The organism is Paraburkholderia sp. BL6669N2, assembly GCF_003387275.1.
In the GTDB taxonomy this organism is placed as follows: domain Bacteria; phylum Pseudomonadota; class Gammaproteobacteria; order Burkholderiales; family Burkholderiaceae; genus Paraburkholderia.
Genome location: NZ_QUNA01000001.1, coordinates 1,106,311 through 1,125,300 on the forward strand (window position 1 = coordinate 1,106,311; position 18,990 = coordinate 1,125,300).

At 61.7% G+C, this 18,990-nt stretch carries 24 protein-coding genes; 8 read left to right on the forward strand and 16 right to left on the reverse strand.

What is annotated here, in order from left to right:
* Nucleotides 1-75: 75 nt before the first annotated feature.
* From B0G80_RS04970 to B0G80_RS04990, 5 genes are all read right to left on the reverse strand, one after another.
* Nucleotides 76-483 (reverse strand): cupin domain-containing protein, encoded by a 408-nt coding sequence (locus B0G80_RS04970; protein WP_116117209.1) that lies wholly within the window; start codon nucleotides 481-483, stop codon nucleotides 76-78.
* A gap of 71 nt (nucleotides 484-554) precedes the next feature.
* A complete protein-coding gene (locus tag B0G80_RS04975) occupies nucleotides 555-1,034 on the reverse strand; it encodes a carboxymuconolactone decarboxylase family protein (RefSeq protein ID WP_116117210.1) in 480 nt (159 codons plus the stop codon).
* A gap of 185 nt (nucleotides 1,035-1,219) precedes the next feature.
* Nucleotides 1,220-2,101, reverse strand: coding sequence for an RNA polymerase sigma-70 factor (locus B0G80_RS04980; RefSeq protein ID WP_116117211.1), 882 nt, complete (start codon nucleotides 2,099-2,101; stop codon nucleotides 1,220-1,222).
* 11 nt (nucleotides 2,102-2,112) lie between these two features.
* Nucleotides 2,113-2,550 (reverse strand): hypothetical protein, encoded by a 438-nt coding sequence (locus tag B0G80_RS04985; RefSeq protein WP_116117212.1) that lies wholly within the window; start codon nucleotides 2,548-2,550, stop codon nucleotides 2,113-2,115.
* A 196-nt stretch (nucleotides 2,551-2,746) separates the two neighbouring features.
* Nucleotides 2,747-3,649 (reverse strand): AraC family transcriptional regulator, encoded by a 903-nt coding sequence (locus B0G80_RS04990; protein WP_116117213.1) that lies wholly within the window; start codon nucleotides 3,647-3,649, stop codon nucleotides 2,747-2,749.
* A gap of 98 nt (nucleotides 3,650-3,747) precedes the next feature.
* Here B0G80_RS04990 and B0G80_RS04995 point away from each other — a divergent pair, with 98 nt between their 5' ends.
* Complete coding sequence (locus tag B0G80_RS04995) at nucleotides 3,748-4,491, forward strand: SDR family oxidoreductase (protein WP_116117214.1); 744 nt, start codon at nucleotides 3,748-3,750, stop codon at nucleotides 4,489-4,491.
* Between the two features lie 13 nt (nucleotides 4,492-4,504).
* Here B0G80_RS04995 and B0G80_RS05000 read toward each other — a convergent pair whose 3' ends face one another.
* Nucleotides 4,505-5,011 (reverse strand): hypothetical protein, encoded by a 507-nt coding sequence (locus tag B0G80_RS05000; protein ID WP_116117215.1) that lies wholly within the window; start codon nucleotides 5,009-5,011, stop codon nucleotides 4,505-4,507.
* A 153-nt stretch (nucleotides 5,012-5,164) separates the two neighbouring features.
* Here B0G80_RS05000 and B0G80_RS05005 point away from each other — a divergent pair, with 153 nt between their 5' ends.
* The 4 genes from B0G80_RS05005 to B0G80_RS05020 all read left to right on the forward strand — a co-directional run bounded on the left by B0G80_RS05005 (nucleotide 5,165) and on the right by B0G80_RS05020 (nucleotide 8,877).
* Complete coding sequence (locus B0G80_RS05005) at nucleotides 5,165-6,070, forward strand: DUF72 domain-containing protein (RefSeq protein WP_116117216.1); 906 nt, start codon at nucleotides 5,165-5,167, stop codon at nucleotides 6,068-6,070.
* Nucleotides 6,071-6,345: 275 nt separating this feature from the next.
* Nucleotides 6,346-6,945 (forward strand): ParB-like protein, encoded by a 600-nt coding sequence (locus B0G80_RS05010; RefSeq protein WP_116117217.1) that lies wholly within the window; start codon nucleotides 6,346-6,348, stop codon nucleotides 6,943-6,945.
* 50 nt (nucleotides 6,946-6,995) lie between these two features.
* A complete protein-coding gene (locus B0G80_RS05015; protein WP_116117218.1) occupies nucleotides 6,996-7,868 on the forward strand; it encodes an endonuclease/exonuclease/phosphatase family protein in 873 nt (290 codons plus the stop codon).
* A gap of 91 nt (nucleotides 7,869-7,959) precedes the next feature.
* Nucleotides 7,960-8,877, forward strand: a complete 918-nt coding sequence (locus tag B0G80_RS05020; protein ID WP_116117219.1) for a YihY/virulence factor BrkB family protein — start codon at nucleotides 7,960-7,962, stop codon at nucleotides 8,875-8,877.
* A 191-nt stretch (nucleotides 8,878-9,068) separates the two neighbouring features.
* Here the strand turns inward: B0G80_RS05020 and B0G80_RS05025 are convergent, their stop codons facing one another.
* Entirely contained in the window at nucleotides 9,069-9,332 is a 264-nt protein-coding gene (locus B0G80_RS05025; protein ID WP_116117220.1) for a DUF2934 domain-containing protein, read from the reverse strand.
* A 555-nt stretch (nucleotides 9,333-9,887) separates the two neighbouring features.
* On the opposite strand from B0G80_RS05025, the gene B0G80_RS05030 reads away from it, so the two are divergent.
* Nucleotides 9,888-10,232: a hypothetical protein gene (locus tag B0G80_RS05030; RefSeq protein WP_116117221.1), complete on the forward strand. Its 345-nt coding sequence runs from the start codon at nucleotides 9,888-9,890 to the stop codon at nucleotides 10,230-10,232.
* A 54-nt stretch (nucleotides 10,233-10,286) separates the two neighbouring features.
* On the opposite strand, the gene B0G80_RS05035 is transcribed toward B0G80_RS05030, so the two are convergent.
* The 5 genes from B0G80_RS05035 to B0G80_RS05050 all read right to left on the reverse strand — a co-directional run bounded on the left by B0G80_RS05035 (nucleotide 10,287) and on the right by B0G80_RS05050 (nucleotide 13,451).
* A complete protein-coding gene (locus B0G80_RS05035) occupies nucleotides 10,287-10,952 on the reverse strand; it encodes a protein-L-isoaspartate(D-aspartate) O-methyltransferase (protein WP_116119521.1) in 666 nt (221 codons plus the stop codon).
* A gap of 412 nt (nucleotides 10,953-11,364) precedes the next feature.
* A complete protein-coding gene (locus B0G80_RS45690; protein ID WP_166799213.1) occupies nucleotides 11,365-11,523 on the reverse strand; it encodes a hypothetical protein in 159 nt (52 codons plus the stop codon).
* Nucleotides 11,524-11,550: 27 nt separating this feature from the next.
* Nucleotides 11,551-12,294, reverse strand: a complete 744-nt coding sequence (gene phbB / locus B0G80_RS05040; protein WP_116117222.1) for an acetoacetyl-CoA reductase — start codon at nucleotides 12,292-12,294, stop codon at nucleotides 11,551-11,553.
* Nucleotides 12,295-12,451: 157 nt separating this feature from the next.
* Nucleotides 12,452-13,018, reverse strand: a complete 567-nt coding sequence (gene phaP / locus B0G80_RS05045; RefSeq protein ID WP_116117223.1) for a TIGR01841 family phasin — start codon at nucleotides 13,016-13,018, stop codon at nucleotides 12,452-12,454.
* Between the two features lie 235 nt (nucleotides 13,019-13,253).
* The gene (locus tag B0G80_RS05050; protein ID WP_106285546.1) at nucleotides 13,254-13,451 is read right to left on the reverse strand and encodes a hypothetical protein; all 198 of its coding nucleotides are present in this window, start codon (nucleotides 13,449-13,451) and stop codon (nucleotides 13,254-13,256) included.
* Between the two features lie 585 nt (nucleotides 13,452-14,036).
* Here B0G80_RS05050 and B0G80_RS05055 point away from each other — a divergent pair.
* Nucleotides 14,037-14,228: a hypothetical protein gene (locus tag B0G80_RS05055; RefSeq protein WP_106285545.1), complete on the forward strand. Its 192-nt coding sequence runs from the start codon at nucleotides 14,037-14,039 to the stop codon at nucleotides 14,226-14,228.
* Nucleotides 14,229-14,315: 87 nt separating this feature from the next.
* Nucleotides 14,316-14,726 carry a hypothetical protein gene (locus B0G80_RS05060; protein ID WP_258878806.1) on the forward strand — a complete coding sequence of 137 codons (411 nt, stop codon included), beginning with the start codon at nucleotides 14,316-14,318 and terminating at the stop codon, nucleotides 14,724-14,726.
* A gap of 86 nt (nucleotides 14,727-14,812) precedes the next feature.
* Here the strand turns inward: B0G80_RS05060 and B0G80_RS05065 are convergent, their stop codons facing one another.
* The 4 genes from B0G80_RS05065 to B0G80_RS05085 all read right to left on the reverse strand — a co-directional run bounded on the left by B0G80_RS05065 (nucleotide 14,813) and on the right by B0G80_RS05085 (nucleotide 18,982).
* Nucleotides 14,813-15,085 (reverse strand): hypothetical protein, encoded by a 273-nt coding sequence (locus tag B0G80_RS05065; protein WP_106285543.1) that lies wholly within the window; start codon nucleotides 15,083-15,085, stop codon nucleotides 14,813-14,815.
* A 610-nt stretch (nucleotides 15,086-15,695) separates the two neighbouring features.
* A complete protein-coding gene (locus B0G80_RS05075) occupies nucleotides 15,696-17,123 on the reverse strand; it encodes a cytosine permease (protein WP_116117225.1) in 1,428 nt (475 codons plus the stop codon).
* A 25-nt stretch (nucleotides 17,124-17,148) separates the two neighbouring features.
* Nucleotides 17,149-18,312 (reverse strand): acetylornithine deacetylase, encoded by a 1,164-nt coding sequence (gene argE, locus B0G80_RS05080; protein WP_116117226.1) that lies wholly within the window; start codon nucleotides 18,310-18,312, stop codon nucleotides 17,149-17,151.
* A complete protein-coding gene (locus B0G80_RS05085; RefSeq protein WP_116117227.1) occupies nucleotides 18,305-18,982 on the reverse strand; it encodes a DUF1028 domain-containing protein in 678 nt (225 codons plus the stop codon). Before B0G80_RS05085 ends, argE begins: the two co-directional genes overlap by 8 nt.
* Nucleotides 18,983-18,990: the final 8 nt, after the last annotated feature.

An 18,990-nucleotide genomic window follows, 5' to 3' on the forward strand; every position in this document is an offset into this window, starting at 1 on the left:
CGACTAGACGTATCAGCGCTGCCATTTGTGACACGGTCCGCCCTTTTTTTGAAACCGGATGCGGCGCAGAGGCGGCTATTTCTCCGGAACGAGAACCGGTGCGCCCTTATCCTTCAGCAGTAGCACGAGGAACCTGGCCGGCTTCGTCTGGCTGGCGTTGCGTCCGACCGTGTGAACATCGCCTGGACCTTCATAGAAGGTCTGCCCGGGCGTCAGCGTGACTTCCTTGCCGCCCTTGACCTGCATCACGATCGATCCCTCCAGCACATAGATAAAACCGTGCGCATGATGCCGATGGACTGGGTCCGCCGCGCCCGGCGGATACTCGACGGCGATCATCAAGGCTTCCTTGCCCGGATAGTCGTCAAGAGGCTGCGTCATCAACGGCGTGACGACTGCGGCGGGCGCCTCGGCGCGCGCCACGCTCAACGACGCGCTCACGACGACGAGCGCGGCCAGTGCCGTATTTCTCAAACGAAGCATGATAAGTGTGTCCATGAATAACGCGGCCCGCCCGCGCGGGCCTGAACTGGACAAAAGCGAAACCCGTCTGCTCAGACGAGGTTCGCCTTGTCCAGACCGAATGCCTTGTCGGACGAACCCGGCACCGTCTTGAACGCGACGTTCGCGCGGTTCCATCCGTTGATCGCCATCACTTCGAACGTCAGGTCCGACAGTTCCTTTTCGGAAAATTGGCTACGCACGCGCTCGTAGAGCTCGTCGGGCACGCCGTGCTCGGGAATCCGGGTCAACACTTCCGTCCATGCCAGCGCGGCGCGTTCGCGCGGCGCGAAAAGCGTCGACTCGCGCCACGTCGCGAGGTGATGGACGCGCAACTCGCGCTCGCCGTGCATGCGCGCTTCCTTCACGTGCATGTCCAGGCAGAATCCACAGCCATTGAGTTGCGACGCCCGGATCGACACCAGGTCACGGATCGATTCTTCGATCGTGCTATCTTTCAGCAGATTGCTGAGTTCGAAAAACTTCTTGAACAGTTCCGGCGATTGCTGCACATAGTTGATACGCTGCGTCATGATTTCTCCTGGCGACGATGAGTGGCCACCCTGCCTTGCGGGTGGCGTTAGCGGCAATGAGCCGCACAAAGTCATCGTAGGTGGCCGCGGCGTGTCACGGTAGGCCTGGGGACGCGCTCACCATGTTGTCCGCGCGGCACCAATCGAGTCGTCGACGCGCGCCCGCGCCGCGGAGAGACCGGCGTTCAGCCGTTGGCGTGCGCTGCCGCGATGCGCGCGAGCTTGTCAGGGTTGCGCTGCACATGAATACGGACGATGCGTTCGCCGTCGGTTTCGAACGACTGTGCCGATTCGAGTTTGCCTTCGATAAAGCGCAGCAGCGCCCATTGGCCGTTGAGCACCACCAGCTTGACGCTGAGTTCGTCGCCATAACGCCGGGACGACGCGTAGAACAGCTGCGCGATGCGCTGGCCGCCAACCATTGGCTTCGGGAAGCTCTGGACTTTGCCGCCGCCGTCGCCGATCAGCTTTGCGTCTTCGGCCAGCAATGCGTTGATCGCGTGAAAGTCGCCGCGCTGCAGCGCCTGCACGAATGTTCGCAGCAAGCGCAGATGCGTTTCGCGCGGTACTTCGTAGCGTGGACGTTCGTCGCGCAGTTGCGCTTTCGCACGGCTTACCAGCTGGCGGCACGCCGCCTCCGTCTTGCCTATGGCCTGGGCGACCTCGTCATAGTCGGCGTCGAAAATCTCGCGCAGCAGGAACGCCGCGCGGGCTTCAGGCGTCAGCCGCTCGAGCAGCACCAGAAAAGCCACGGAGATGTCGTCGGCGCGCTCAGTGGCCTCCTCCGGCGTCGCCGGCAAATCGCTCATCAGCGGTTCGGGCAACCAGATGCCCGTGTAGTGTTCGCGTTGAATCTTCGCCGCGCGCAGACGGTCGATGGACATCCGTGTCGTGACCGCGACCAGCCACGCCTCCGCGTTGTCGATGGCATCACGGGCTGTTGCATGCCAACGCAGCCAGACGTCCTGCACGATATCTTCGGCCTCGGCAACCGACCCCAGCATTCGATAAGCAATCTTCTGCAAGCGCGGGCGCAGCCCGTTAAAGGCACGTGCGTTGTCGTCCATGCACCGGTTTCCTATTTTTCCCGCAGGGATGCGACATATTGTTTGGCGGCTTCGTTGCCATGCGCGAGCGCCCGTGACGCCAGAGAGAATCCCACCTGAGTTTCATGGGCGACTGCGCTGCGGTCTTCATCAAAGACTCTTGCCGCGCGTCGAAGATGTTGCGCCGCCTGCCCATGAAGTTCCGACGCCGCTGCATGATGTTGCGCGGCAGTCAGGCCGCTGTCGACGGACCCTGCCGGCAACGGAGCGCCTGAATGCCTGGCGGCGAGATTGGATTCCTCGATGGCATACAGCGCATGGCCTTGCGCCAGTACGGCCTGATGAGCGGCGTGATCGTAATTCTTGGCCGCCTCGTAGTACTGCGATGCCTCGCGATGAAAGCGCGCCGCCTGCTCGTGATGCGATGCGGCAGCATCGAGATGCACTTTCTTACCCTGCTTCGTATTCATGGCAGATCCTCCTGGAGCGGCCTCGCTCTGCAGCGATGCTGGAGACACTCAAAGCCGGCTGGCACAGCTTTGATTGGCAAGAGCGTCTCGGGCCGAATGCATGACTTGTTCTAATCGACGTTGCAGTTCACCGCGAACAAATACTACCTGAAAATGTGCAGGCAACTCGGCCCCATTCCGGCGCACATCACAGGCGTTACGTGTCGCTCTGCTCGTGCGCGTACCGGGTCGGCGGCAGTCCGACATGGCGCGTGAACGCGACGCTGAACGCACTCGCCGAACTGTAGCCGACGCGCTCAGCGACTTTCGCGACGCCGCCGCCATTCTGCCGCAGCAGGTTCTTCGCCAAGGCCATGCGCCAGGACAACAGGTATTCCATCGGCGCGACGCCGACTGCGCGGCTGAAGCGTTCGAAAAATGCCGAGCGGGACAGCGCGGCGGCTTCCGCCAGTTGCGCAACCGTCCAGGACTTGCCGGGACTTTCGTGCATCTGACGTATGGCCAGCGCAAGACGTCCGTCGGCGAGTCCGCGCACAAGGCCGGGCGACGCTGCCGTTCCCGTCGACCGGAGCGCTTCGATGAAAAGAACCTCGAGCAGCCGCGCGAGCACGACCTCCCGCGCGGGACGCTGCTCGCGAGATTCGTCTCTCACGAGTTTCACCAGGGTCGCCAGCCTAGGCTCGCCGCGAACATGCACGAGGTCAGGAAGAAGTGACACCAGCAAGGCCGCGTCTGGCGAACCGAACACGCAGTGGCCGACAAGCAGCTGTACGTCAGCCGGGTCGCCCTCGACGCCGAGCCTGAATCCGCCGTCGAGCAGCGCGACGGGCGAAGTGTCGGCGTCCTCCTGTTCGGGTGGCTCGAGACTCGACATCGTAAAGCCGCATACCTCGGGGATCAGAACGAAATCATCTGCCTGAAGAATGATCGGCTCGTGCCCATTCGTCGTGAGGCGGCACGAACCGGCGAGGATCACGCAGTAGAACGGCTGCCCGGCTTCTGAGCGGCGAACGCGCCAGCGACCGGCGCCGCTGACCACCTTCGAGAACGTGGCGAGCGGCTGCAGCAGCGTGACGATCTCGGCAAGAGGGTCCACCATAACCGGACTCCTTCGAATGAAAACCGGACGCTCGATTGTAGCAAGTCCGGCGGTGGCGACTTATTGTGTGGATCCTGCCACCCTCTACTGGACTCGCCATGAAAACCGTCCTGATCACCGGATGCTCGTCCGGATTCGGCCTCGACACCGCCCGCTATTTCCTCGATCGTGACTGGCGCGTCATCGCCACCATGCGCAGGCCGCGCGAGGATGTCCTGCCGCGCTCCGAACGTCTGCACGTACTTGCCCTCGATGTGACGGATCCGCAGAGCATCCGTGATGCCGTGGAGGCCGCCGGGCCGCTCGACGTGCTCGTCAATAACGCGGGGATTGGCGTGCTGAACGCCCTAGAAGGCACCTCGATGGACATCGCTCGTGAAGTCTTCGAAACGAACACGCTCGGCACGATAGCGATGACACAGGCGGTCCTGCCTCAGTTTCGGGAACGCAGAGGAGGCGTCGTCGTCAACGTCACCTCGAGTGTGACCTTGAGGCCGCTCCATTTGCTCTCTGTCTACACCGCCAGCAAGGCGGCGATCAACGCGTTCAGCGAATCCGTGGCGCTGGAACTGGAGCCGTTCAATGTACGCGTGCGCCTCGTCCTGCCGGGACGCGCGCCGGAAACCCGCTTCGGCGAGAACGCGCAGTCCCGCATGCAGGGCGGCGTTCCCGAAGCGTATTCGGATCTGGCGCAGCGCGTCTTCGCCCAATGGCAGCAGGAGTCGGCGGTCACACGCTCGCTCGACGTAGCGCAGGCCGTGTGGCGCGCGGCGAACGACCCATCGGCCCCGCCGCGCATCGCCGCCGGTGAGGACGCTATTGCGTGGGCCAATTCGCAGTGAAGCGGGACGGCTGTCACGACTTCTTCTTACGCGGTAGCGCCGCATTCAGAAACGGATTGAAGGTGCTCGACCCAGCCGGCGTATTGGCTTTGTTCGAGCGACGCCGCTTGGCCGAGGGTGCACTGCCGGACAATTGCGCCAGCAGTTCATCCGCAGCGGATTCTTCGTTCGCGTCGGCTGGTTTTCGGCTTTTGGCGCGCCGCGGTTCGGCCTCCTTGGGAGTTTCACTCGCAGCGCCAGCCGAAAGCGCGGTTTCCGCGATGTGTTCGACCACCGTCATAAACGAGGTCGACGCCGACCGCTGGTCATCGCTCGGAAGCATCGTCTGAACGACGATTTCATGCAGCGAACGGCCATCGACGGAACGGACTCGTGGGGTGCCATGCCAGTCGGCATCCGCTTGCGCGAACGCGCCAATGACGCGCTCCAGCACTGCTGGCGACAGTACGCCGCCGTCGTAGAGGCTAACGACCACGCGCTCGAAAATTCCAAACGCGGTTGATGGAGAAGCTTTCGGCACGACTTCTTACTCCTTGATAGTCCGTTATTGAGCGCCTTGCAGTCCCGCGGTCCGTACTCCGTGAACTGAACTCCGGACGCTGCAACACTGCGGGAACACCGGTTGCTCGCGTCGTCTGCATTCGGTTCACACATGCATTCGCGCGATAGACCCATGAAACAGATCGGCGACGTACGTATCGGCATTTCCGGTTGGCGCTACAAGGGATGGAGAGATGCCTTCTACCCCCATGGGCTGAAACAGGCCGCCGAACTGCAGTTTGCGTCGTCGCTTTTCCAGAGCATTGAAATCAATGGTACGCATTACAGCCTTCAGTCGCTCGACAGCTGGCGGCGTTGGTATGCCGAGACGCCCGCCGACTTCGTCTTCAGTGTGAAAGGCGCGCGGTATCTGACGCATCTACTGCGTTTCCGCGACGACAGCGCGCAAGTGGGCAGCGCCAACTTTTTCGCGCAGGGCCTGCTCGCCCTGAATGAAAAGCTGGGCCCCATTCTGTGGCAGTTCCCGCCTTCGTTCCGCTTCGAGCCGGCGGCCATGGAACGCTTTTTACGTTTCCTGCCTCGCGACACCGCGGCCGCGCTCTCTTTGGCGGAGCAACACGATGCGCGGGTCAAAACGCCATATGCCGCGATGGACCGCAAGCGCAAACTGCGCCACGCCGTCGAGGTGCGTCACGCCAGTTTTATGGATGCCGCCTTCATCGACCTGCTCAGGCAATACGACACCGCGCTGGTCGTCTCGGATTCGACCGAACCGTGGCCACTGGCGGAAGACGTCACCGCTGACTTCGTTTACATCCGACTGCATGGCACCGAGTCGCGGTATTCCGGCGCCTACGCGGACGAAGCGCTAGACGACTGGGCCGCCCGGATCGACGCATGGCGCCGCGGTTCGCAGCCCGCAAACGCGCGGCTGATCGCGCCGAATCTTCATCCACCGCGTCGGGCGCACCGCGACGTGTACTGCTATTTCGACAACGATGCCAAAACACATGCGCCCTTCGACGCGCAGCGGTTGATCGAACGGCTCGGCTTAGAAGCCGTGCATTCGGTGGCGTAAGCAGACGGCAGACTTTCAGCGCGGACCACAAGCATTACCTCGATTGTTTGCGCTTGCCGCTCGGTTTGTCCGCGCGTTGAAGGGGCAGCACAATCGCGTCATACAGGCGTTGCCGCGCCGGTTGACTCGGAGCAAGGCACAGGCCCGGCGCGAGAATGAGGGTCCGTCATGACGACTGCCAGACACGCGCGCTGCTTCTATTCACAGCGGCATGCATCTTGCGCGAGGACTCAACAGGCGGACTCTGGTCGACCGCTTTTTGCAAGGGAGACGGCATGATCACACTAAAAATCGAACGCCTGCGTCCCACTCAACTGACACACGGCGCGCGGGAGGTCCGCAATAAAATCAGCCAATATAAAGCGCTGAGCGGGCACGATCTGGAAATGGCCATCGCTGAGAAACCGATACCCGTCGTCTACGGTCCGGGCGACACGCCGTTTGCGATCGATCATCATCACGTGGCTGCCGCGCTCTGGCACGTGGGCGTCAAGTCCGTGCCGGTCGTTCTGGTCAGGGATCTTTCCTCTTATTCGCAGGCGTCTTTCTGGCTGAGCATGGAAAACGAACGGTGGACGTATCCGTTCGACGCTGAAGGCAAACGCCGGCCGTTTTCCGATCTGCCGGAACACATCTGGGCGCTGCTCGATGACGAGTACCGCAGCCTCGCAGCGGCAGTGCGCGATGCCGGTGGTTATGAGAAAACCAATGTCCCGCTGGAAGAGTTCCGCTGGGCCGACTTCTTTCGCTCGAATCTGCCACGACCGGACAGTGACGAGAAATTCGCCGCGCTAGTGGACGAAGCGATCAGCCTGGCAAAGACCAAGGCGGCGCTGGGACTGCCCGGCTACCTCGGTCCGGACACAGTCGGCTAGCTCTGCCCCGGACAACCGGGCGGCGCAAGCCGAATGGAGGTTAAACCGCCATGAAACTCGTCGATTGGAATGTTCAATGGGGACGCGGCGTGGACGGCCGGGTCGACCTCGCGCGAATCGTGCGCGAAGCGCGCGCGCTGTGCGATTTCGACATTCTCTGCGTGCAGGAAGTCACGCGCGGTTTTCATGAAGGCCCGGCGTCGGGCGGTTTGGCCGGCGGCCCATCCGCCGATCAATTCGTCGAACTGGCCGCACTGCTTCCGCAGTTCACGGTGCTCGACGCAGTGGGCTCCGATCTTCCGGCGCTCGGCGCGAGCCGGCACCGGCGTCAGTTTGGCAACGCGATCGTCACGCGTCTGCCGGTCAGGCAAGTACTGCGTCATTCGCTGCCCTGGCCCGCGGACCCGGCCAAACCGTCGATGATGAGAGTCGCGCTCGAAGCCGTGATCGAAACCGATATCGGCGCGATACGGGTGGTCTCTACGCACCTCGAGTTCTATTCGGAGAAGCAGCGGCTCGCGCAGGTCGCCAGTTTGCGGGAACTGCACAGGGAAGCGTGCGCTCACGCGCGAGCGCCCGCCAAGGCGGAGAAAATCGACAGCCCGTTTTACGACACCGCGCGACCCGTGGACGCGGTTGTCTGTGGTGACTTTAACAGTGCGTTCGAAAGCAGCGCGTATCGCCAGATGCTCGAACCGATTGCCGATGCTCCCCGTTTTATCGATGCGTGGGCCAACTCGCACCCTCGCGCGCCGCGTGCCCCGACAGTGGGTTTATATGATCACGAACAGTGGCCGGAGGGGCCATTCGCCTGCGACTTCATTTTCGTAACCGAAGATCTGACATCGCGCATCGCAGCTTGCGAGGTCGATCAGGACAGCGAGGCCTCGGATCATCAGCCGATGTGGCTCGAACTGCGCTAGGCGTCGATGAAGAACAATCCCTGAAGCCGCGGCGGCTCGGAAATTGCTCGGATCGAGGACACTGAAGGCAACTAGCCGTCCGGAGAACAGCATGGAATATCAGCGACGCGACGCAGGCTCCCGATCCAGCCGGACAGGCGGCGCGGTGGCCGTCATGAGGGACGCCGTCGAGCGATTTTCGTCGGACCGTTGCGCGATGATGGGCGCGAGCATCGGTTTCTACTCGGCGTTTTCGCTGGCTCCGACTTTAGTGATCGTCCTCGCGATTACAGGATGGTTCGTCGGCCGAGACATCGCGCAGGGGCAATTCTTTGGTCAGATCAGGCAGCTGCTCGGCAATGACGCCGCCAGTGCGATGCAGGCTGTCGTCGAGCACGCGCATCGTTCGAATGGTAGCGGGATGGCGGCGGCGTTCTCTGTCGTGCTCCTTCTCGTCGGGGCCTCGGCGACGTTTTCCTGCCTGAATACAGCACTTGATGTCGTGTTCGCGGCGAAATCGCCTAAAGGCCTTGCGGGCCTCGCGTGGGTCATACGGGCGCGACTCGTCTCGCTCGGCCTGCTCATGGGACTCAGCTTTCTGCTGGTGGTCTCGCTGGTACTCGACGCCACGATACAGACGGCCGGCAGCGCTGTTTTCGGTAGCTCGACGCTTAGCGTGGTTGCCGACGTCGCGCAGTCGACTTTCGGCCTCGTGATACTGACGTTCGGACTGGGCGCGCTGATCAAGTGGCTCCCCGACAAGCGGGTCAATTTCCGTTCCGCGCTGATCGGCGGGGCCGTCGCGGCGCTGCTGTTTACCGTGGGCCGACACCTGTTCGGTTTATATCTCGCGCATGCTGGAACCGCGGGCGCATTCGGCGCAGCAGGTTCGCTCGCTGTGTTGATGATGTGGCTATATTTTTGCGGCATCGTTTTTCTTTTCGGCGCGGAGGTCACTGCTTCGTTGTCTCAAACGCCGAAAGACGATAACGCCGCGGACGTCAAGGCTCGTTTGAACGCGGCGCATTGAAGCGCCCTAGAAAAGCGGGCGTTTTGAAAACTGGACATGCGAGGCGGCGAGTATGCGGCCTCAATCCACGCATGCGAGGCGCGGCAGTGTGAGGCGATCCTGCCGACGCCCGCAACGCAGTTCGGATAGTCCGATCAGTCGCGACCAGCATCTGCGAGCCGTGCGCTCCGAACGCCACGGCAGCGCCGACGCTACCGGTTTTCGCCAGTCCCCGCATCCACACCGTCGCCGGACATGTCCTGTAATTGCTCTTCCGGCGCGATGCGGCGGCCCCGCTCCCGTTCAGCTGACTGATCGGCGCTGGGTTCGGGACTGTCCTGCGCATCGTCACCCTCGGCTTCGACCTGCCGGCGCGCTTCCTCCCAGTGCTTTTCCGCGTTGTTGTCCGGTGACGGATCGTTTTCCCAGAGATGATATGCCCGCGTACGAATGCGGGCTTCGAGATCGTTGTCCATGCTGCGTTTCTCCAAAAAAGTGAATGCGGCGATGCGAGCCGGTGTCGCGGCGAGTCCGGCGCCCTACTGTCGTTCGCTGATCGGCACGCGCACGGACGAACCATAAAGATGCAGAGCGCGCCGGATAACAGAAGCCGGACAGTGTCGTCCCCAAGTGCGGATCTCACGTTACACATGGCCGTATGAGCTTGAGCAAAGGCTATACCCGCACGGTTCTGGAAACTGGGCGGTTCCCACACGGCTTACGTTGCTTTGCTCGACTTGCAATGCAGTGAAAAAAATTCGCGTCTATGCGTGCTTCTTCTATAAACCGCTAATGGATCGCAATTCGCCGCTCTTCGTGACCGACCAGTCGCCCCATCGCAACGACACGCCACACCATAGTATCGACGAGTGATTCAGCGGGTTTCCGCACACAAACGTCGCCGATTACGATGCACAGTCCTCACGTTCGGTGAACGCGCGGACTATAACGGTACTCATACAGCGAACCTCCTGCGGGCGGCTGATCGGCTCCCGCTCCTGCCGCGCGTGACTGGCCATTCGGAGTTCAGAATGCAATCGACTGACGAGCAAGGCGCAGTGCCACCGGATGATCCGGCCGCGAAAGAGATGGCGGTTGAAGACAGCACAGCGGATCAGCACGATCGTTATCGGCTCACCGTGCGCGCAAAGGCGGGGCATCTGAGGGTCGTTGCCGCGTGGCAGGTTCTCGGTTGCGAGGCACCGCAGGCGGACCACGTCCGCATCCGTGTGGATCGGCGTCACTGCTACGAAGAAATGACCGTTACATTCACGGCGGTGTCGCCCGACACGCTCGCGGCGATGGTGGGCCGGCTGGTCGCGCTCCCGTGGGCGCTAGACGCGTATTTTTGTCCCTGCGCATTGTCATCGGGGTAACAGCTTCCCTCCCGGACCCGCCGCCCGATGAATGCCTGACACGCCCGCGCCGATTTATCGCCCGTCCATGTCGCCCCAGCCCTGGGCACCGATCAACGGCACAAAACGCACGAGATCGAGTATTTCTTCGTTGTAGGTTGTGCTGCTGTCCCGAGTGAGGCGGATCAGCCGCTGATGGTCCGGATCCGGGCCCACAGGCATCACAATGCGGCCGCCGATCTCGAGTTGCGCGCTCCACGCCGGTGGCACGCCCGGACCGGATGCGGTGGCGACGATGGCATCGAACGGGGCACGCGCCGGCAACCCGAGCGTGCCGTCCGCGGTGTAGACGTTCACGTTGCCATAGCCGAGCGCGCGGAGCCGATCCATGGCGCTCTCAGCCAACTGCCTGTGACGCTCGATCGTGTCGACGCGCGCAACCATTTCCGCAAGCACGGCCGCCGCATAGCCAGAACCCGTGCCGATCTCGAGCACACGGTCTTGCGGCTCGAGGCGCGCCGCCTGCAGCATCCGCGCGACCATGAACGGTTGCGTGATGGTCTGGCCGGCATCGATCGGCAGGGCTGCGTCCGCATAAGCCCACGCGCGCAAATCAGGGCTTAGAAACACCTCGCGCGGCACGTGCCCCATTGCATTCAGAATGCGCGAATCTGCGATGCCGCGCGCGATCAGTTGCCGCTCGACCATTCTTTCGCGCGACGTTGCAAGATCTTCATGCACCGTGCTTCCCCCCTTATTGTGCAGCGGCACACTGTCCCGGGGCTGCCTGAACATACTTCACCATAGCGCGAAAAATGCCGGAAGACATGGCCTGAGAACAAAGGCCGTTATGTACGCGGAGCCGCTTATCTTTTTCAGCAACTGACGTGCCTCGGGATCGGGTACGCGGGCAGCTCATCACACCCGGCTACGCCGATGAAAGCGCCCGCCGACATCGGGCGAAGAGTGCGAAAAACGCTTGATATAAAGGGGCAATGTCACGCGCCGCGCGCCCGCGCAACGTTCGTGGTCCGCTTAAAGCGTCATGGAAATGGTGATCGCGCTGATCACGAAGAACGGCGGGACGTCGAGCGCGGCAACACGTCCCCTTTCCATCGATAATTCACCGCGCCCGAGAGCGCGGTAACCCGGCTCAATGCCGTGCGCTGCGCCAATGCGGCCAATAGTGATGGTGCCCCATCTGCCTAAGCCGCTTTCGACGCATCTGCTCCTGGTGGTAGTGAGCGGCGACGAACACGGCTGCGGTCGCCATCACGAACGAACCTACGACGATTGCCACTGCTTCATTCATCGGAACCTCCGTTGCTGACTATCCGCTTCATTGCAGGTGTTGCCCGCCATTGATCGCAATGTTGGCTCCGGTCACGAAACCGGCTTCGCGCGAACACAGGTACAGCACCAATGCGGCGACTTCGTCGGGCTGTCCAAGGCGGCCGACCGGAATCTGCGGAATGATCTTCGTCTCGCGGATTTCCTCGGGCACCGCCATCACCATCTTCGTTGCGATATAACCTGGCGAAATCGTGTTGACGGTCACGCCTCTCTTCGCCACCTCGAGCGCCAGCGATTTCGTGAAGCCATGCATGCCCGCCTTGGCCGCCGCATAGTTGGTCTGACCGAAGCCGCCCTTGGAGCCGATGATCGACGACACGTTGATGATGCGGCCCCAGCCTCGCTCGACCATGCTGTCGCACACCGGCTTCGTCATGTTGAACACCGAATCGAGGTTGGTTCGGATTACCGCGTCCCAATTGATCTTGTCCAGCTTCTTGAAGCTCGCGTCGCGCGTGATGCCGGCGTTATTGATCAGGATATCGACCGGGCCCACTTCAGTTCCGATCTGCGCCGCGCATCGGCTGCACGAGTCGTAGTCGGCGACATCGACCGCGTATGCGCGGAACTGTCGTCCCTGTGCTTCCATCCGTGCGAGCCACTCGTTCGCGCCGGTGTTGGCCGGCGAACAGGTAACCACGACCGCATACCCGGCGTCATGCAACTTGATGCTGATTGCTTCACCAAGCCCGCCCATTCCACCCGTCACCACCGCGATCTGCTTTGCCATCGAATCGTCCTCGCAAAAAATCGGCCTCGTAAATACCAGGAGCCACGCTGCATTCAGTCAAGAACTTGATGTACTGGTAACCGGCCTGCGTCGCTCCTTCAGTATTCCTTCAGATAAAACAGGAACGGCAACGCGGGCATCGCTGCCCGCGTTGGTCTTATCCCTTCGCGCCGACGGCTACGGGAACCTGTTCGGCGCGTCGCGCGGCCTTCGAGGCTGTGGCTGTGACAGCGTCGAAATTACTCCCGGCGGCCTGCACGGCCTGTTGCCCGGTTTTCTGCAGGGTTTCGTACAGTGTGGTCGTGGCGCTGATCGCGGACTTCCACGCGGCGATCGCCGCTTCGGAACCTGCCGGCGCATTCTTCGCCGTTTCCTCGACGAACGCCTGCACGCGCGCGTTGTGCCTCTCGTACTGCGCCTGTGCGAACTGCGTGAGTTCAGCCTGCGTGGCCGATGCGATGTCGAACACTTGCCGGCCGTATGACAGCGATTTCTCAGCGAAAGGCCCGGTGAGGCCTGATTGCAGCGCGAACCATTGCAGCGGGTCTGTCGTGCCCGGCGACTTCGTTATATTCTCCTGCGCCTCGGCCAGCGTGGACCTGACTGCCTGCAGATTCAGCGCAACCAGTTTCTCCGCGCCTTCAAAGACCTTCCCTGTCAACCCGAAAAATGCGTCGAGGCTGGCCTTCACGGCAACGGCCTGGTCGGGACTCGATAGAGCCATGGTTGAATTCCTCAAAATTCGATCCGGTGCACGAAACCCCCGATCGGACGGGAGTGTTGCGACGGATCGCGATGGTGGATAAATCGAAGCGCAAGGACGCCTGTCAGGCAGAATGCGTCGCCAGAACTTCGACGGTCGTTACATCAACAGGCACTACAAACCAACCCGCAGCCAGAACACTGCGTTCATGACTGTGTCTTCGCCGTGCTCGCCGGGAGGCGAGCGCCGCGAATATTTAGCGCATCCGGGCGACCGCCCTGAGAATAGAGTCGCCGTCGCTCGTAAGATGAGCACGCGGGCTTCCTGACGCAAAATTTTCCAGCGAGATGAGCTGCCGCTCCAGCAGCGTGTCGAGTTCGGCGCGGCCCAGTTCGATCTGGTCCGGCGCGCTCTTGATGAGCATCAAGGTAGCGAACTCATGGGGACTCAACATAGCGTCTCCTCGATTTAGTCTCTCTACGCCAAGCGTATGGATTACGTCTCCTGCATAACTGCCGGCAAATTTCCTGCCACTCCCTCCGTGAAGCAATCGTGCGAGAAATCGAATCACGGAGACGCCATCATAACCGCTCAATTTTTGAACGCAATATGTGAAATGCTTTTTTTGCGTCGATGCGTTTTCTTTTTATGTCGAGCGCAACTCGAAGATTTTTCAATTTGTCTGATAAATATCCGAAACGCTTTACCAGCGTGGCTTTCATCTATCCGTATTACATATTTTTGTTTTAATAGCTCACTTACTTACCACAACTGACCGGCCGCGAATCTAATACCCCGTTTATATTTGAATCGTATATTTATACGTTAAGTCCCGCCCTCTACGACAATCGCAAAATTGCGAAATATTTATTACGGTGGTCGTATTTGTCGCGCGGCGCCGGGTGAAAAAGCCGGCGGACCATATCGGTCATGTCTGATTCGGCGAAAGCTCGCCAGATACTGGCCTCCGACGGTATGTTCTGCCTCTTCGACAGAGGTATGATGGATGTTGCAAGTCACGTCCGCGTAGGAGGAAATCATGCCTTCAACACCGCCCACACGCCGCATTCACCGGCCGGGCATTCCGGACCATCCAGTCCGCGGCGTCACGCCGGGCACCCGGTCGGCGACCGCCAAATCTGCACCACGCACCAAGCCCGATGTTCCCGACGCCGCGGAAGCAGAACCGGTGCCGCACGAGCATCTGCCGAGCAGATCGGACGACAATTGAACCGCCTGCGTGTTTGGCGACACTGCGTGCCCCTGCTCCGCGCAACCGTTGAACCACGAATGATCTATAACAATAAGGCGCTGCGGAGTGGACGGGCTGCTGTCCGGCCGCCCCCAGGTCGGCCATTCAACGGTGGAGGCTCAGCGAAGGCAGCCTGATGGATCCATGCTTTGTCTGTTCGAATTTCGATTAGCAGGTATCGGAGGCAACATGAAGTACGAGTACGGCGGCTGGGTTATCGACGCAACCGCGGATTTTTCGCTGGGTCAGTTCTTCGCGCATGCGCGGATCATCCGAACTTCCCCTGACGACGATGTGGATACTGAAATGCACATCGAGCGCAATCTTGCCTGGTTCGAAACCGAAGACGAGGCTATCGAGCTCGCGCGGCAATGGGCAATTGAGTGGATCGATGCGCGTGACGAACATCCCACGATGACGGACCCTGGTTCGTTGGCCCGGCAGAGCGAAAGACCGGCGAAGGTCCCGGCCAGATAACCGGATATTGGCGCTAGCGCCCCATGCGTTGCGGCTGTGTTCGGGCCGCGGCGATCGCTGCGGCTTTTTTCGTCCGGAGAATGGGGTCAGCGCGCGAACGTGTCGTCCACTACCCGCTGCCCTGCGCTATACCCCGCCATGAGCGCCTCGGCTTGTGTCGGGAACGGCTGCTGGATGGCCGCCCCGAGGCGGATCGGCGCAATCACGGGGCGCGTGGCGCCCACCGCGCCCATCGTTCTGACGTGCACGACGGCGACAAAGCCTCGCGGCGGCAGCAGCGTCACGCTGCCCGCGGTCTCCCAAACGGGTTCTAGCTCCACGGTGACCTCAAAGCCTTTGTACCCGTAGATTCTTTTCATCGCCGATCCTGCATGTTCTGCCCGGTCCTTGAACCGTGGAATGTCCCTGCAAGAAAGTGTACATCGCAGTTGTAACCACGCGGCGATAGGATTTGCGAATAATTCCGCTCGCAATAACAGGCGCGAAGAAAGGCGTTCACCTCATCGCTGGCGTAGCGCCCGAGCGCGCGACCTCGCCGGCCTAGGCACCGTTACCGCGCCGACAGCGGACCCTGACCAGAGACGAGGCGCGGCCGCATGAAAACCACGGCCATATCCCTCGGCTAACGACGCATGCGCCGTCAGCCAGGTCGGCTCGAAGATCGCGGACTCCTCGTCCGAGGCGCTAGCGAAAAGCGTTCGAAACATCGCTCCGTCGACGTAATCGACCTCGGCCGGCATGGCGTCGAGGCCAAGACCGCTGCCGTGCAAGATCAACTGCGCCCGTTTCTGATTCAAGGCCGATAAGAATCGATCAGGATGCCGATCTATCCCGGCGTCCTGGCCTTACTCACCTCTCCAGCCAGCTCGCGCTGACGATGGATCGCCTTCTTCGATGGAGCCGATCCGAACGACCGATCGTCAAGCTGGCGAAAAATTTCCACACTCTCGCGCGGAAGCACGCCAATGATCACGACTGTCTCGCCGCGCAAGCTGTAACACCGGCAGCCGTTTGTCTGCGCCGATAGCTGGAGTCGCGCGAGGCGAGCCAGTAATACAGCGGCGACGTCAAAAACAGTCCGATAACCCATGAGAGATCCGCGCCGTCGAGATACTTCGGCACCGGACCCGCATACATCGGCGTGTTCATAAACGGAATCTGCACGACGATGCCGATTCCATAGGCAATCAGCGCCTGTGGGTTGAAGCGGCCGTAGATGCCGCCGTCCACCTGGAAAATCGACTGGATGTCGTACTTGCCCTTGTGGATCACATAGAAGTCGATCAGATTGATCGCGGTCCACGGCACCAGCACGACCAGCAGCGCGAGCACGAGATCGACCAGATTGCCGACGAAATTCGTCGACGCGCCGATCGCGCCATAGCAGCATGCCAGGAGTATCGCAATCGACAGCACGGCCCGCGCTTTCGCCGTGGGAATCCAGCGATAGGCGAAGGTCTGCAGCGACGTGATGGCCGCGAGCACCGCGCCGTACAGGTTCAGCGCGTTATGGCTGATCACGCTCAGGAGGAAGAGGACGAGCATCGGCAGCCCGAGCGGTCCGGTGGCCTGCTTGACGGCATCCATCGCGTCGGCGCCGGGCGCCACCGCGAGCACGGCTACGGCGCCGAAGACGAACGCGAGCGTCGAGCCGATTGTGCAGCCGAGGTAGGTCGCCCAGAACGTCGATGCAACGCGCACATTCGCCGGCAGATAGCGCGAATAGTCGGACACGTACGGAGCGAAAGCGATTTGCCAGAGCGCCGACAGCGAAACCGTCGCGAGCCATCCGGCGATGTTGAATCCGCCGCGCGTCAGAAAGTCGTCCGTGGCAATATGCGTGAGGATATAGCCGAATCCGATCACGATGCCGATGCCAAGCACCCAGGTTCCGATGCGGTTCAGGATATGGATGATCCGGTAACCGATGATGCCGATCAGCCCGGAGCCCAGCGCGCCGATCACGATGCCGACAGGAACCGGAATACCCTTCTCGATGCCGTGAAGAGACTTCCCGGCGAGCACGATATTGGACGCGAAGAAACCCACGTACATCACGCCTGCGATCACGCTGACCAGCAGCGCGCCCCATGAACCGAACTGCGCGCGGCTTTGGATCATCTGCGGGATGCCCATTTGCGGACCCTGCGCCGAATGCAGCGCCATGAGCACGCCGCCGACCGCCTGACCGACGACGATCGCGACGATGCCCCAGAGCAAGTTCAAGTGGAAAATCTGCACGCCGAGCGCGCCGGTGACAATGGGCAATGGAGCGATATTGCCGCCGAACCATAGCGTAAACAGATCGCGTACCTTGCCATGGCGATCCTCGGGCGGCACATAGCCGATGGTGTGTTTTTCGATCAATGCCGGGGCATTGTGTTCTAAAGCATTCAAGTTCGTCTCCTTCTGTTGTGTCGTCTCAGGACGCGGTCGAAACGTATTCCGCCAGGCGAGCCAGCATCGCGTCGCATTCACGCAATTGCTCGACGGTGACGAATTCGTCCGGCTTATGCCCTTGGTCCATGCTGCCGGGTCCGCACACCACGGCCGGAATGCCAGCCTGATTGAATAGCCCGCCCTCGGTGCCGAATGCGACGGTGCCGAACTCAACGGAACCGCTCAGCAGCGCCAGAAGACGCGCCGCTTCGCTATCGGGAGAGGTGGCCAATCCCGGATAGGCAGACAGCGGTTCAAAGCGGATCTCGGTGTCCGGCTTCACCGCGCGCATCTTCGGTAGCAACTCGGCCTCGGCATAGGTCTGCAACTCGTCGGCGACCCGGTTGGCGTCGAAGCCGGGCAGCGCGCGCACTTCGAAGTCGAACTCGCATTCGGCCGGCACGATGTTGAGCGCACGGCCGCCCTTGATCACCCCGGTTTGCACAGTCGAGAACGGCGGATCGAAGCGCTCGTCGTGATGTTCGGGCTGCGCCAGTTGCTCGCCGATCTCTTCCAGGCGGCCGATCATGCGCGCCGCGTATTGAATGGCGTTGACGCCATACGGCGCATAAGCCGAATGGCAAGGCGCACCTTTCACCTGACAGCGCATCGCCAGCTTGCCCTTGTGGCCCAGCACCGGTTTGAGTTCCGTCGGTTCGCCGATCAGGCACAGCGCCGGCTTGTGCGCGCGCTGCGCCAATTCCGCCAGCATCGGCCGCACGCCGAGGCATCCGACTTCTTCGTCGTACGAAAAAGCGAGGTGCACCGGCAACTTCAACTCGCGCTCGAGCAAGCCGGGCACCGTTGCCAGCACCGAAGCGATATATCCCTTCATGTCGGCCGTGCCGCGGCCATATAACCGTCCGTCGCGCTCGGTGAGACGGAATGGATCGACGGTCCATGCCTGGCCATCGACGGGCACCACGTCGGTATGGCCGGACAGCACGATGCCGCCGCGTTCACACGGGCCGATGGTCGCGAACAGATTCGCCTTGGTGCGCTCGGTGTTGTAAAACAGTTCGCTCTCCACACCGAGTTCATCGAGGTAACTTCGGATGAATTGGATCATGTCGAGATTGGAGTCGCGGCTGACCGTGGCGAAGCCGATCAGCCGTTCGAGCAGCGCGCGGCTGGAGCGCTCATTCATTGCCGGGCACTCCGTAGCTCGGCGCGGCGGTCGGATTCAACGCCCGGGTCAGGTAGTCCTGCATCTGCGGCCGGTACGCTTGCCACAGACCGGCGAGCTGGCCGATGGGGTCGTCATCCGCCCAATCGACCCGCAAATCGACGATCGGCCAGCTCACGTCGCTCACGATCTTGAGCGCCGCCGAATGCACGGGCCCTGCTTCGCCGCCGGCGGCTATCGCGGCATGCATGCCCGCGAGCAGCCGATCGGCAAGCGCGCCAGTTGCCTGCTCGAACGCCGGAAGCATCGCCTCGATCACTTCGACGCCAGCGAGCATGTTGCCTGCCGCCACACACTGCTTGCCGGCGACGGCGTGATACGTGCCCAGCGCTTCCTTGCCGCTAAAGAACGCCGTGCGGCCCTGCGCATCGATCACGGTCACCTGGCGGTACTCGCTCCACTCGCTCGCGCCGAGTACTCGGTCCAATGCCGCGGTGGGGTCGAGTTGTTCGTGCTGCAAAAGATCGAGAATCTGCGGCCCTAGCGCGGGCAGCGTGACGTTCTGCGTCGCCACCGCGCCCACGCCTGCGCGGACCCATGGGCAGCGCGCGCCCACCGCGATGCTGGACGAACTGATTGCGATTCCAAGCTGCCCGGACTGCGGGCAGCGTCCGACGATTGAGAATGTCATGTCCCGCT

Excerpts from the sequence above, each read along its gene's own strand:
- phaP (WP_116117223.1), bottom strand. The coding sequence starts at position 13,018 with ATGGCTCTATCGAGTCCCGACCAGGCCGTTGCCGTGAAGGCCAGCCTC.
- argE (WP_116117226.1), bottom strand. The coding sequence starts at position 18,312 with ATGAATGAGCGCTCCAGCCGCGCGCTGCTCGAACGGCTGATCGGCTTC.
- B0G80_RS04980 (WP_116117211.1), bottom strand. The coding sequence starts at position 2,101 with ATGGACGACAACGCACGTGCCTTTAACGGGCTGCGCCCGCGCTTGCAG.
- B0G80_RS45690 (WP_166799213.1), bottom strand. The coding sequence starts at position 11,523 with ATGAATGAAGCAGTGGCAATCGTCGTAGGTTCGTTCGTGATGGCGACC.
- B0G80_RS05050 (WP_106285546.1), bottom strand. The coding sequence starts at position 13,451 with ATGTTGAGTCCCCATGAGTTCGCTACCTTGATGCTCATCAAGAGCGCG.
- B0G80_RS05025 (WP_116117220.1), bottom strand. The coding sequence starts at position 9,332 with ATGGACAACGATCTCGAAGCCCGCATTCGTACGCGGGCATATCATCTC.
- B0G80_RS04995 (WP_116117214.1), top strand. The coding sequence starts at position 3,748 with ATGAAAACCGTCCTGATCACCGGATGCTCGTCCGGATTCGGCCTCGAC.
- B0G80_RS04990 (WP_116117213.1), bottom strand. The coding sequence starts at position 3,649 with ATGGTGGACCCTCTTGCCGAGATCGTCACGCTGCTGCAGCCGCTCGCC.
- B0G80_RS05010 (WP_116117217.1), top strand. The coding sequence starts at position 6,346 with ATGATCACACTAAAAATCGAACGCCTGCGTCCCACTCAACTGACACAC.
- B0G80_RS05030 (WP_116117221.1), top strand. The coding sequence starts at position 9,888 with ATGCAATCGACTGACGAGCAAGGCGCAGTGCCACCGGATGATCCGGCC.
- B0G80_RS05085 (WP_116117227.1), bottom strand. The coding sequence starts at position 18,982 with ATGACATTCTCAATCGTCGGACGCTGCCCGCAGTCCGGGCAGCTTGGA.
- B0G80_RS04985 (WP_116117212.1), bottom strand. The coding sequence starts at position 2,550 with ATGAATACGAAGCAGGGTAAGAAAGTGCATCTCGATGCTGCCGCATCG.
- B0G80_RS05015 (WP_116117218.1), top strand. The coding sequence starts at position 6,996 with ATGAAACTCGTCGATTGGAATGTTCAATGGGGACGCGGCGTGGACGGC.
- B0G80_RS04975 (WP_116117210.1), bottom strand. The coding sequence starts at position 1,034 with ATGACGCAGCGTATCAACTATGTGCAGCAATCGCCGGAACTGTTCAAG.
- B0G80_RS05065 (WP_106285543.1), bottom strand. The coding sequence starts at position 15,085 with ATGAAAAGAATCTACGGGTACAAAGGCTTTGAGGTCACCGTGGAGCTA.
- B0G80_RS05005 (WP_116117216.1), top strand. The coding sequence starts at position 5,165 with ATGAAACAGATCGGCGACGTACGTATCGGCATTTCCGGTTGGCGCTAC.
- B0G80_RS04970 (WP_116117209.1), bottom strand. The coding sequence starts at position 483 with ATGCTTCGTTTGAGAAATACGGCACTGGCCGCGCTCGTCGTCGTGAGC.
- B0G80_RS05055 (WP_106285545.1), top strand. The coding sequence starts at position 14,037 with ATGCCTTCAACACCGCCCACACGCCGCATTCACCGGCCGGGCATTCCG.
- B0G80_RS05020 (WP_116117219.1), top strand. The coding sequence starts at position 7,960 with ATGGAATATCAGCGACGCGACGCAGGCTCCCGATCCAGCCGGACAGGC.
- phbB (WP_116117222.1), bottom strand. The coding sequence starts at position 12,294 with ATGGCAAAGCAGATCGCGGTGGTGACGGGTGGAATGGGCGGGCTTGGT.